The organism is Branchiibius cervicis (genome assembly GCF_042661605.1).
GTDB classification, from domain to species: domain Bacteria; phylum Actinomycetota; class Actinomycetes; order Actinomycetales; family Dermatophilaceae; genus Branchiibius; species Branchiibius cervicis.
This window is the reverse complement of the sequence record NZ_JBHSWJ010000002.1, coordinates 2,717,174-2,728,886: the sequence shown is the minus strand read 5'-3', so window position 1 is coordinate 2,728,886 and position 11,713 is coordinate 2,717,174. Positions and strand designations below refer to the sequence as shown.

At 69.5% G+C, this 11,713-nt stretch carries 10 protein-coding genes; 6 read left to right on the top strand and 4 right to left on the bottom strand.

Annotated features, from left to right (window positions below; genetic code table 11):
* Window positions 1-77 precede the first annotated feature (77 nt).
* Window positions 78-1,838 carry an ABC transporter ATP-binding protein gene (locus ACFQBT_RS14175; RefSeq protein ID WP_377823609.1) on the bottom strand — a complete coding sequence of 587 codons (1,761 nt, stop codon included), beginning with the start codon at window positions 1,836-1,838 and terminating at the stop codon, window positions 78-80.
* Window positions 1,835-3,544: an ABC transporter ATP-binding protein gene (locus ACFQBT_RS14170; RefSeq protein WP_377823608.1), complete on the bottom strand. Its 1,710-nt coding sequence runs from the start codon at window positions 3,542-3,544 to the stop codon at window positions 1,835-1,837. The genes ACFQBT_RS14175 and ACFQBT_RS14170 overlap by 4 nt, the downstream gene beginning before the upstream one ends.
* A 224-nt stretch (window positions 3,545-3,768) precedes the next feature.
* Here ACFQBT_RS14170 and ACFQBT_RS14165 point away from each other — a divergent pair, with 224 nt between their 5' ends.
* From ACFQBT_RS14165 to ACFQBT_RS14140, 6 genes are all read left to right on the top strand, one after another.
* Window positions 3,769-4,695, top strand: a complete 927-nt coding sequence (locus tag ACFQBT_RS14165; protein ID WP_377823606.1) for an endonuclease domain-containing protein — start codon at window positions 3,769-3,771, stop codon at window positions 4,693-4,695.
* A 589-nt stretch (window positions 4,696-5,284) separates the two neighbouring features.
* On the top strand, window positions 5,285-6,064 hold the full coding sequence (locus ACFQBT_RS14160) for an SURF1 family protein (RefSeq protein WP_377823604.1): 780 nt from the start codon (window positions 5,285-5,287) through the stop codon (window positions 6,062-6,064).
* A complete protein-coding gene (locus tag ACFQBT_RS14155) occupies window positions 6,057-6,422 on the top strand; it encodes a DUF3817 domain-containing protein (protein ID WP_377823602.1) in 366 nt (121 codons plus the stop codon). The genes ACFQBT_RS14160 and ACFQBT_RS14155 overlap by 8 nt, the downstream gene beginning before the upstream one ends.
* Window positions 6,419-7,993, top strand: a complete 1,575-nt coding sequence (guaA, locus tag ACFQBT_RS14150; RefSeq protein WP_377823600.1) for a glutamine-hydrolyzing GMP synthase — start codon at window positions 6,419-6,421, stop codon at window positions 7,991-7,993. The genes ACFQBT_RS14155 and guaA overlap by 4 nt, the downstream gene beginning before the upstream one ends.
* A 46-nt stretch (window positions 7,994-8,039) precedes the next feature.
* Window positions 8,040-8,897, top strand: coding sequence for a phosphatase PAP2 family protein (locus tag ACFQBT_RS14145; RefSeq protein ID WP_377823598.1), 858 nt, complete (start codon window positions 8,040-8,042; stop codon window positions 8,895-8,897).
* Window positions 8,894-9,694 (top strand): phosphatase PAP2 family protein, encoded by an 801-nt coding sequence (locus ACFQBT_RS14140; protein WP_377823596.1) that lies wholly within the window; start codon window positions 8,894-8,896, stop codon window positions 9,692-9,694. The genes ACFQBT_RS14145 and ACFQBT_RS14140 overlap by 4 nt, the downstream gene beginning before the upstream one ends.
* Here the strand turns inward: ACFQBT_RS14140 and ACFQBT_RS14135 are convergent.
* A complete protein-coding gene (locus tag ACFQBT_RS14135) occupies window positions 9,691-10,833 on the bottom strand; it encodes a lysylphosphatidylglycerol synthase transmembrane domain-containing protein (protein WP_377823594.1) in 1,143 nt (380 codons plus the stop codon). The two genes, ACFQBT_RS14140 and ACFQBT_RS14135, sit on opposite strands and share 4 nt — an antisense overlap.
* Window positions 10,830-11,663: a PIG-L deacetylase family protein gene (locus ACFQBT_RS14130; RefSeq protein WP_377823592.1), complete on the bottom strand. Its 834-nt coding sequence runs from the start codon at window positions 11,661-11,663 to the stop codon at window positions 10,830-10,832. The genes ACFQBT_RS14135 and ACFQBT_RS14130 overlap by 4 nt, the downstream gene beginning before the upstream one ends.
* Window positions 11,664-11,713 lie beyond the last annotated feature (50 nt).

Below are 11,713 nucleotides of genomic sequence, written 5' to 3'. Positions count from 1 at the left end.
GGATCGTGGTGCCGCCCCGGCAGGTGAGGGGTGACTTGTGGTGGTTTCGTCACACATCGGGCACTACCCATCCGGGACTAGGCACCTTCCTCCGACCGCCAGGCCCGCCAGAGCGCGGCGTACGAGCCCTCCTTGGCGAGAAGCTCTTCGTGCGACCCGAGTTCGCTGATCCGGCCGTCCTCGATCACCGCGACCCGATCGGCATCGTGGGCGGTGTGCAGGCGGTGCGCGATGGCCACGACGGTTCGTCCGGTGACGACCGCGTTCAGTGACCGCTCGAGGTGACGGGCCGCTCGGGGATCGAGCAGCGAGGTCGCTTCGTCCAACACCAACGTGTGCGGGTCGGCCAGCACCAGGCGGGCCAGCGCCAGCTGTTGTGACTGCGCATCCGTCAGCCCGTGGCCGCCGGCACCTACCGCGGTGTCCAAGCCGTCCGGCAGCGCTCCGGCCCACACCGCAGCGTCCACGGAGGACAACGCCGTCCGCAGGGTCTCATCAGAAGCGGTCGGCGCGGCGAGCAGCAGGTTGTCGCGCAATGTGCCCACGAAGACGTGATGCTCCTGGGTGACCAGAGCCACCTCACCGCGCAGCACCGGCAGGGTCAGATCGACCAACGGCACGTCACCCACCGTCACCGAACCCGCGCGGGGTCCGTCGATGCCGGCCATCAATCGGCCCAACGTCGACTTGCCGGCACCGGAGGGACCCACCATCGCCAGTCGCTCACCGGGCTGCAGCGGCAACGAAACCCCGTGCAGCACATCGCGACCCGCGCGGTAGGCGTAGCGCACGTCGTCCGCGGCTATCTGGTCCGACGTCGGCTGGGCACCGGTCGCGATCCGGTCGGCAGGGACCTCCTCCACGCCGATGACCCGCGACAAAGCCGTCGCACCGACCTGGATCTCGTCCAGCCACCCGAGCAACTCATCGACCGGGCCGGACAGGGCCTGCGCGTACAGCACGATCGTGGTGACCTGGCCGATCGTCGCGTGTCCTTCGAAGACCAACCAGCCGCCCCAGAGCAACACCACCGCGACCGGACCGAGGACCCCGAGGTCGATCGAGGGGAACCACCGCAGTCGCAGCGCCAGGGTGCCCAGCTCGGCGTCGAACATCTCGGCGATGCTCGCGTCGATCCGGTCGCGTGCGCGCCCTTGCAGTGACAGCGCGTCCAATGTCCTTGCGCCCTCGACGGTTTCGGTGACAACGGCGTTACCTACCGCATAGCTCGCGCGCTCGCGCAGGTAGCGGTCGCGCGCCAACCGCAGATAGCGACGCGTGGTCAGCACCATCATCGGGATGCCGGCCAACAACCCGACGGCGACCAGGGGATTGACCACGAGGGCCACGATCAACGTCAACGTGACCGTCACGGCGCCCACGAACAGGGCAGGGATGCCGTACCGCACGACGTACGCCAACGCCTCCACGTCGTTGGTCGTGCGCGCGACCAGGTCACCTGTCCCGGCCCGTTCCACCGTCGAGAGAGGCAACTCGACCACGCGCTCGACGTAGCGCTCGCGCAGCCGGGCGAACACGTCCTCGCCCATGACGAATGCCGCCCGCCGCGCGAACCACACCAGCACCGTCTGCACCAGCACCGCCCCCAGGAAAGCCAGCGCGATCCGATTGACGGTGGCGTACGTCGTGCCGCCCGTCAGATCGTCCAGCAACCGCCCCATCAGCCACGGCGTGACCAGCGCCGCCAGGGCGGCCAGCCCCTGCAGCCCGACCACGAGCGCGAGGAAGCCCCGATGCTCGCGGATGAGAGTCAGCGTGTGGTTGCGCACCTGGCGCGGGGTGGCGACCGGCAGCGTACGCCGCGTGGTGTCCGTCATTCGTCCCCCCGCACGACGACCCGGCGGTACGCCGAGTGGTGCCGCAGCAGGTCAGCATGCCGTCCGCGCGCGGTCACCCGGCCGTCCTGCAGCAATACGACCTCGTCGGCGTGATCCAACAGCAGCGGACTGGCGGTCATCACCACCGTGGTGCGACCGGCGCGTTCGGTGACCAGCCGACCGGCGATGCGGGCTTCGGTGTGCGCATCGACGGCACTGGTGGGCTCGACCAGGACAAGGATCGGCGCCTCAGTGAGCAGGGCGCGGGTGAGGGTGAGGCGCTGGCGCTGACCGCCGGAGAAGGTGCGGCCGCGTTCCTCGACCTGCGCATCCAGTCCGTCGTCGACCGCGTCCAGGATGTCCTCGGCACTCGCGACGTGCAGTGCTTCGCGCACCCGTGCATCGCTGGCGCGCTCCCACGGATCGAGCTCCTCGCGCAGCCGGCCGGTGAAGAGTGCGGGGTCGATCTGGGAGACGACCACACGGTCACGCACCTGGCCCAGCGGCACGTCCGCGATCGGCGTACCGGCGAACGTCACCTCGGTGCGCTCGGCCCCGAAGCGGCCCAGCCGGTCCGCCAACGCGGCGGATTCCTCGGGGCGTGCGGATACGACGGCGACGAATGTGCCTGGTGTGACGGTCAATCCGGAGGTCGGGTCGTGCAATACGCCGGGCTCGTCGGGGAGGCTGGTGATGGCCACGTCGCCAGCGGAGTCGCTGCGCACCTGCAGGACCGCGATCACCTTGTGGGCAGCGACGTGGGTGCGGGTGAGTTTGCCGGCGAACTCGGTTGCGGTCTGCAGCGGCAGGACCAGGAACGCGGCGTACCCGTAGAAGGCGACGAGCTGGCCCACCTGCAGGTCGCCGTCGAGCACCGCGTGAGCGCCGAACCAGGTCACGATCAGCGTGAAGAGTCCGGGCAGCAGGATCTGGGCCGCATCCAAGGTGGACTGCAACCCAGCGACCTGGTTGCCGCGGCGGCGTACGAGCTGGGACTGGTCGCGGTAGCGCTCCAGGAAGGTGGCCTCACCGCCGATGCCGCGCAGCACGCGCAGGCCCGCGACGGTGTCGGCACCCAGCTCGACGAGCCGGCCGGACGCCTCGCGTTGCTGGGCCTGGCGGCGCTGCAGCGGTTTCATCACCAGGGAGAGGGAGGCCAGCAGGACGGGTACGCCGAGCAGCACCAGCAGCCCCAACCGCAGCGACGTGGTGAGCATGATGACCGCGACCACCAGGTAGGACACGATGGCCCCGGCGAAGCGGTTGGCGACATCGAAGCTGCTGCCGATAGTGGGGGCGTCGGAGGCGATGCCGGCGACGACCTTGCCGGTCGGCATCGCCCGGGTCAGCGCGGCCCCGGTGTCCGCGGAGTGATGGCCCAGCCATTGCATCGTGCGGAAACAGGCGCGCAACCAGTTCTCCACGGCGTACCGGTGGCGCAGCGCACCCGTGCCGGCGGAAATCACCGCAAGGGCGAAAACAATTGCAGACCAACGCAATAACGCGGCACCATCGCGCGGAACGATCCCTTGATCGATCGCGCGACCGACTGCGGCCGGGGTCAGCGCGGCGCACAGCATCCAGATGCTGCCCATCACGGCGCCGAGAACCTGGGAGCGGATCTGACCACGCCAGATGCGGGCCAGGAAGCGCCACGGACCGCGCAGATCGGGAATGCCGGGATCGGCGAAGGGGAGTCTTTCCATTTCGAAGATCACCGTGGTGCACGAGGGTGGGGTCCGGCAAATCCTTTTCGGGCGCGACGTGTGGCGGTTTCGTCGTACATCGCGGTGGCGGGTGGTTGCACGGGCGGCGACTCGTGGCGGTTTCGTCGCAGATCGGGGTGGCACCGTCTCGCGGACGGCGGACGGCTGATCGAACCTGTGGATAGCGTCGCGCACGTCCGCGCCGCGTGCATCACGCTGGGCCCGTGAATGATGCCGTGCCCAGACGCAGATTCGGATTGATCACGCGCTCCGAAGCCAACGCTGCCGGGATCACCGACGCGATGCTCGGTGGCCGTGCCTATCGACGCGTTGGACATCGGGTCTACGCGGACAGCAGCTACCCCGTGACCGAAGCGCTGCGACTGGACGCGGCGCTCCTGGTTGCTCCGCCGGAGACGGTCGTGGCCAGACAGAGCGCCGCTCGCTTGTGGCGTGGCATCGTGCCGGACTCGCCCATGGTGACGTTGAACCTTCCCGGGCATCGGCGTCTGCGTTTGGACGGAGTCGAGGTGCGCAGCGTTTCCAGTGATCAGGTCGTGCTCCTCGACGGACGGCGGATCACGAGCCCCGCGCAAACCTTCTGCGAGTTGGCGACCGTGCTGGATCTCGTAGATCTCGTCGTCCTCGGGGACTCGTTGGTGCGGGCGGCGAAGTGTCGACCGGAAGATTTGGTGCAGCGCGCGGCGCAGTGGCGAGGCGCACGATGTCGGCTGGCGCGGCGCGCGGCTGCCCTGGTCCGACGCGGTGTCCGCTCGCCGAGGGAGACGCGGTTGCGGATGCTGATCGTGCTCGCCGGTCTGCCGGAACCACTGATCAGTGTGGAGTTCCGCGACGCCGATGGCCGGACCCGCTACGAGCTCGATCTTGCCTATCGGGCGAAGATCGGCGTCGAGTACGACGGCGAGGACTATCACTCCACGCCGCAGGCCCGGGAGCGGGATGCGAAGCGTCGGCGGTGGTTCACCGATCAGGGGTGGACCGTCCTGACCTACACCAAGAGCGACCTGTGGGAAGAGCCGCGAGCGTTGCTGGAACAACTCGTGTCGATCCAGCGCAGGCACGGCATGGCGGTGCGCATCCGCAGCGACGAGTGGATCAGGTACTTCCCGGGGCGACGCGCCGCCGGTTGACATCGTGGTGGTTTCGTCGCGAATCGTGGTGCTGGCGGCCGGGGGAGCAGCGACGTGTGGTGGTTTCGTCGCGAATCGTGGTGCTGGTGGCCGGGGGAGCAGCGACGTGTGGTGGTTTCGTCGCGAATCGTGGTGGTGGTGGCCGCGGACGCGGCGACGTGTGGTGGTTTCGTCGCGAATCGTGGTGGTGGTGGCCGGGGGAGCAGCGACGTGTGGTGGTTTCGTCGCGAATCGTGGTGGTGGTGGCCGCGGGGGCAGGGACATCGTGGTGGTTTCGTCGCGAATCGTGGTGGTGGTGGCCGGGGGAGCAGCGACGTGTGGTGGTTTCGTCGCGAATCGTGGTGCTGGCGGCCGGGGGAGCAGCGACGTGTGGTGGTTTCGTCGCGAATCGTGGTGCTGGCGGCCGGGGGAGCAGCGACGTGTGGTGGTTTCGTCGCGAATCGTGGTGCTGGCGGCCGGGGGAGCAGCGACGTGTGGTGGTTTCGTCGCGAATCGTGGTGCTGGCGGCCGGGGGAGCAGCGACGTGTGGTGGTTTCGTCACGAATCGGCGAGGTAAGGGCCCCCACGCGACCGACGTACCCTAGAAACCATGCTGCGGACCGCCCTCAAGCCCAAGTGGCTGGGCTGGTTCGCCGCGTTGGTGATCGTTGTCATCGCCTTCATCTGGCTGGGGCTGTGGCAGTTCGGCGTCGCCCATACCAAGGGCGCCCATGACGCTATGCAGGACGAGGCGAACACGACGCGCGTCACCCTGCAGAACTACATCAAGCCCCATCAGGACTTCCCCGCCGACGGTTCGCTGCGACCGGTCGTGGTGAGTGGCCACTACGACCCCGAGCATCAGGTCCTGGTCGCCGGACGGGTGTTGGACGGCACGGACGGCTGGTGGGTGGTGACGCCGCTGGTCGCCGACGGCAGCAACGCCCGGATCGCGGTGGTCCGCGGCTTCGTGAGTACGCCGAGTGCGCCCGCCCCGAGCACCGGCACCTCCAGCGTGAGCGTCGAAGGCGAACTCGCGCCCGGGGAATCGCCCGCTGACGGCACGTATCCCGCGGGCCAGGTCGGCAGCGTCAACCTGGCTGTCTTCGCCAACCAGTGGGGTGGCCAGCTTTACAACGCGTTCATCTTCGCGACCAGCGAGCAGCCGGTCGCCACAGCCGCACCGATCCGGACCTTCCCGCCTCCGGAGCCCGCCAGCGGCGGTCTGCAGATCCGCAACCTGGGCTACGCGATCCAGTGGTGGCTGTTCGCGGCGTTCGCGGTCTACATGTGGTGGCGGATGGTGCGTGATGACTACCGCGATGAGCAGGCACTGAAGGCGGCGGGGGAGAATGTGCCCGATCCCGAGGAGAGAAATGCCAGTGTCTGAGCTCGACCGCATCCAGTTGATCGACGTCCCGAAGGCGCGCACCGCGTTGACGTTCTTCCGCGTGATGGCGGTGATCGTCGGTATCGGTCTGCTGCTGCTGGTCGCCGAACTGATCCTGCACTACGGCTTCAAGAACGAAGCCCTGGCCTGGTGGCCGCAACCGCACGGCATCCTGTTCATCATCTACGTCGCGGCCACCGCCAACCTCGGCTTCAAGATGCGCTGGGACATCCCCCGGATGGTCGGCGTGATCCTGGCGGGCGTCGTACCCTTCCTGTCCTTCTACGTCGAGCACCGCGTCAGCGGCACGGTGAAGCGCGAACTGGACGGCATCGAGGCCCGTAAACTGGAGCAGTGACAGCGCCCCTGCAGGACCATCCCGTCCTCGTCGTCGACTTCGGTGCCCAGTACGCGCAGCTGATTGCCCGCCGCGTCCGTGAGGCCAACCTTTTCAGCGAAGTCGTGCCGCACACCATGCCGGTCGCCGAGATGCTGGCCAAACAGCCGGCGGCGATCGTGCTGTCCGGTGGCCCGTCCTCGGTCTATGCCGACGGTGCGCCGGGTCTGGACAAGGCGCTGCTGGAGGCGGGCGTGCCGGTCTTCGGCATCTGCTACGGGTTCCAGGCCATGGTCAAAGCCCTCGGTGGCACGGTGGAGCGGACCGGTCTGCGCGAGTACGGCGCGACCCAGGCCACCGTGCGCCCCGAGTCGACGCTCTTCAACGGTCAGCCGGACACCCAGTCGGTCTGGATGAGCCACGGTGACTCGGTGTCCGAAGCCCCCGAAGGGCTGGCCGTGACGGCGACCTCTCCCGGTGCCGACGTGGCCGCGATCGAGGACAACGACCGACAGTTGTACGGCGTGCAGTGGCACCCGGAGGTCCTGCACTCCACGTTCGGTCAGCAGGTGTTGGAGAACTTCCTGCTGCACGGTGCCCGACTGAGCGCGGACTGGACCCCCGCCAACATGGTCGAGGAACTGGTGGCCCAGGCCAAGGCCGACATCGGTGATGCCCGCGCGATCTGCGCGCTGTCCGGCGGCGTCGACTCCTCCGTCGCAGCGGCCCTGGTCCAGAAGGCGATCGGCGACCGGCTGACGTGTGTCTTCGTCGACCACGGCCTGCTGCGCGAGGGTGAGGCCGAGCAGGTCGAGCAGGATTTCGTGAAGGCCACCGGCGTCGACCTGGTCGTCATCGATGCCCGTGAGCAGTTCCTGAGCGCGCTGGCCGGGGTGAGCGACCCGGAGACCAAGCGCAAGATCATCGGCCGCGAGTTCATCCGCACCTTCGAGCAGGCCGCGCGCGACATCGTGCACGACCGCGGTGACGAAGAGCACCCGGTGAAATTCCTGGTCCAGGGCACCCTCTACCCCGACGTTGTCGAGTCCGGTGGCGGCACCGGCGCGGCCAACATCAAGAGCCACCACAACGTGGGCGGTCTGCCCGACGATCTGCAGTTCTCCCTGGTGGAGCCGCTGCGGTTGCTGTTCAAGGACGAAGTCCGCCAGGTCGGCCGCGAGCTCGGCGTCCCCGAGACCATCGTCGCCCGCCAACCCTTCCCCGGCCCGGGGCTGGGTATCCGGATCATCGGCGAGGTCACGCAGGAGCGGCTGGACATCCTGCGCCGCGCCGACGCCATCGCCCGCGCCGAGCTCACGGCCGCGGGCTTGGACCGCGACATCTGGCAGTGCCCCGTGGTGCTGCTGGCCGACGTACGTTCCGTGGGAGTCCAGGGCGACGGTCGCACCTACGGTCACCCGATCGTGCTGCGCCCGGTGTCCAGTGAGGATGCGATGACCGCGGACTGGACCCGGTTGCCGTACGACGTGCTGGCCAGGATCTCCGGCCGGATCACCAACGAGGTGGCCGAGGTCAACCGGGTCGTCCTGGATGTGACCAGCAAACCGCCGGGCACCATCGAGTGGGAGTGAGCGCGCACGTAGCGCGCACCCAGCCGGCCCCGCCACACTGGAGGGCATGACTGCCTCCGTCCTCGCCGACCGGGAAGCCGCGGCTGAGCGTACGGCGCGTGACGGGCTGACCGTGCCGATGTGGGTGCACGGGGCGGCGATGATCGTTCTGTCGGCGACGGCGCTGGCCATCCTGGTGCGCTACTGCCTGCACAGCTACCGCGGGATCCGCTGGGACGAGCGGCTGATGTCGACGTGGGGCCTGAGCGGGCCCACCCGAAACGTCACCACGGACTATCTGTCGCTCATCACCGTGCCGTCGGTCGCCCTGGTCCTGACCGGGTGCGTCATCGCGGCGATCGTGCGGCGCCGGGTGGCCGTGGCCGTCGCTGCCGCGACCCTCGTGGTCGGGGCGACGGTGACGACCCAGATCCTCAAATACCAGGTCCTCGAGCGGCTCCCGCACGCCGGCGCCAACACCCTGCCCAGCGGGCACACGACCGTCGCGGTGTCGGTAGGGATGGCCGCGATCCTGGTGGCGCCGACCGGCCTGCGTGTCTTCGCCGCGCCGGTGGTCGCGGGTCTGTCCGCCGCTGTCGGCATCGCCACCGTCGTCAGTTCGTGGCACCGCCCCGGCGACGTGCTCGCCGCGCTCGCGGTCTGCACCGCCTGGCTCGGGATCGCACTGATCGTCGGCTTCGTTCTGCAGGACGGCGGGCCTCTCGCCCGGCGACCGGGTGTCTCACCGGCCCTGGCGCTGGCCGGGCCGACTGCGGTCATCTTCGCGTTGCTGTGGCAGCGCGGGATCGCGATCGGGGCCGGGTTGCCGCTGCTCGGTGCGTGGGCGGCCGTCGCGGTGTTCGCAGCCGCGGTCGGGCTGGTGTTCGCCTGGCTCACCGCCGTGGCCGATCGCGCCCTGGTGTGACGCATCCCTCCCGGTCCGCGCTGGCGATGATCGCGAGCGGTGGGCTCGCTCTCGCCGCGCTCGTCCCGGCCGCCGTGGTCACCACCACCGGTCGGCGGGTCGACCGGCAGTTGATGCTGGCCTGGGCCTACGACGATGTGATCATCGCGCCGGTGGGTGCGCTGGTCCGTTCGCCGCTGGTCGCGGTGGCGGTGGCGGTGATCGTGGCGGTCGCGCTGTTCCGGCGACGGCCCGACCTGGCCGTCGCGGCGGCGGTGCTGGTCGCTGGAGCGAGTGCGACCACCCAGATCCTGAAACGCTTCGTGATCACGCCGCTCACGACCGATGAGAACACCATGCCCAGCGGCCACGTCACCGTGGTCCTGTCGGTGCTGCTCGCCGCGCTGCTGGTCGCCGGGCAGACCTGGCGCCCCGGATGGGCGGCCGCCGTTGGTTTTCTCGGAACGCTGACCGCGATCGGCGCGATGATCGGCACCTGGCACGTACCCGGTGACGTGGTGGCCGCCGCTGCCGTGTGCCTGGTGTGGTCCGGTCTCGTGCTGTCGGCACTGGCCCCGGCCGCTCGGAGATTGCGCCGGACGGCGCGGGCGGTCTGGCCGGCCGATCCTGCGCTGCAGCCGCGCGGCCTGGCCCTGCTGGGCGGGCTGGCCGCGGCCGGTGCGCTCACGGCGTACCGCGGATGGCCCGACATCCCGCTCGGCTGGTTCGTGGCGTCCCGCCTCGTGGGGATGCTGGTGGCGCTCGCCGTCGGCGGCGTCGTCGCCTGGTTCGCGGCGGCGTTGGACGACGTCGACTAGGTCGCGGGGACGTGGTCGGGATGGTCGGGGTGGTCGGTGTGATCCAGGGGCGTCTCCTTGGGTGACTTCCACCAGGCCAGCCAGCCGATCGCACCCAGGGGCAACTCCAGGATGTGGGTGAAGAAGCCAAAGAGCAGTACGCCGGCGGCCGCGGCGGCCGGGTCAGCACCCCACGCCCTGAGCACGGCCAGCGTTCCGGTCTCGGTGATCCCGACACCGCCGGGGGTCACGCCGACCGCGGTGAGCAACCGGCCGATGGCGTACGCCGCGAACAGGTTCACCCAGGGCAGGTTGACCCCGAGCGCGTTGAAGATTCGCCAGAAGAGGATGAAGTAGACGCCCATGAAACCGACCAGGCCCAGGGTCATCGGCAGCCACCCGGTGCGGGTGACACTGGCCATCCGGGCCCGCTGGTCGACGACCAACTCCCCGAGGGCGGGCACCTGACCCTTCTTCTTGCCGCGGCGGAGCCGGCCGAACACCGGTGCGATCCACCGGTCGAGCCACCCGGCGACGAGCGTGGTCAACTTCGGGCTGACCAGGATCGCGATGAACGCCAGCAACAGCACCAGGCCGGTGATCCCGCCCCACCACGCGGCCCGGCGCACGGCGCGCGGCAGAGCATTCTCGCTGAGCGACAGGGCCGCGATACCCAGCAACGGCAGGGCAACGCGGGCGAGCACGTTCCAGACGCCGGACACGATGATCGAGGTCGAGATCTCCCGCCGCACGAAACCCCAGGAGCGGGCCATCAGGTACGTCGTGGCCACCCCGGCCGCGCCACCGCCCGGCAACAGGTTGCCGGCCGCCGAACCCGCGACGTTCATGATCAGCGCCCGCCCGTGCGACAGGCCGGGCAACGAGCCGGTCAGCGTGAACGTGTAACACCACAGACCGAGCACCACGAGGCCGAAGAGTTCCAGGCAGGTCAGCCAGCCGACCTTGCTGAAGGACACGAAGATCTCGTGCCACGTCACGCCACCCACCCACGGCAGGACGAAGATGATCAGGATGGCGGCCAGGCCGATCCCCGCTACCGCCGACAAGAAGCTGCGCCACGTCGGCTTCGGCAAGCGCGGTGCCTCGTCGTGCGCTACCTCCAGCGGCAGGGGTTCGGGTCGGGAATCGTCCGTCGTCATCGGCGGACCTCCTGGGTCGTGTCTTCGAAGATGTCGTGGCGCACCGGGCCGCTGCGCCGTGGATCGACGTACCACTCGCGGCCGAAGACGAGGTCGTAGATCGGCCGGGGGATCCGCAGGAACGCCGCGAGCGTCCGGTCCGCGCCGCCGTCGGCGGCCGCTTGCGAAGCGTGTGCCCGCATCGAGGCGCGCTTGGCCGGGATCTGGCGACGTACGTCGATCCGGTGGGTGATCTGTTCCTTCGCCGAATACGCGCGACGGTAGGAGTCGATGTCGAACTCGGGCGGGAAGCGGTAGAACTTCGCGGCGAGGTTGATGCCCTTGACCAGCAGGTCCCTGGGCACGGTGGCTTCCAGCACCGGGATTCCGGTCAGCTCCGCGGCCCGTGCGCCGACCCGGTGCACCTGGACGTGGTCGGGGTGGCCGTACCCGCCCGCGGCGTCGTAGCTGGTGAAGACACCGGCGTTCTCCTCGCGCAGGATGTCCGCGAGTTCGCCGGCCGCCACGTCGACGTCCGCGTCGACGAAACGGGTCCGGCCACTGCCATCGCGCACGGTGACCGGGCCGAGCCCGGAGTCGGCGTACCCGAGGTTGACCACGCGGGCGACGCCGAGCGCATCGGCGCTGGCCTGCACCTCGGCCAGGCGGGTTCTCGCGAGGTCGGCCGGATCGCCGTACTCGCTGCTGGTGAGCCCCAGCGCGCCGTCGGTGGCGACCACGAGCACCACCCGGTGACCTGCCGCGGCCGCCTTGGCCATCGTGCCCGAGGTGAGCAGAGCTTCGTCATCCGGGTGCGCGTGGAAGAACACCGCGACCGACATGGCCCCCATCCTGCCCTGTGCTGCTGCTATGAGGCTGAATGATTCCCCGGCGTGGCCAC

What these genes read in the sequence shown, in the direction of transcription:
- ACFQBT_RS14175 (WP_377823609.1), bottom strand. Translation starts at nt 1,838, where the DNA reads ATGACGGACACCACGCGGCGTACGCTGCCGGTCGCCACCCCGCGCCAG.
- ACFQBT_RS14130 (WP_377823592.1), bottom strand. Translation starts at nt 11,663, where the DNA reads ATGGGGGCCATGTCGGTCGCGGTGTTCTTCCACGCGCACCCGGATGAC.
- ACFQBT_RS14170 (WP_377823608.1), bottom strand. Translation starts at nt 3,544, where the DNA reads ATGGAAAGACTCCCCTTCGCCGATCCCGGCATTCCCGATCTGCGCGGT.
- ACFQBT_RS14135 (WP_377823594.1), bottom strand. Translation starts at nt 10,833, where the DNA reads ATGACGACGGACGATTCCCGACCCGAACCCCTGCCGCTGGAGGTAGCG.
- ACFQBT_RS14160 (WP_377823604.1), top strand. Translation starts at nt 5,285, where the DNA reads ATGCTGCGGACCGCCCTCAAGCCCAAGTGGCTGGGCTGGTTCGCCGCG.
- ACFQBT_RS14145 (WP_377823598.1), top strand. Translation starts at nt 8,040, where the DNA reads ATGACTGCCTCCGTCCTCGCCGACCGGGAAGCCGCGGCTGAGCGTACG.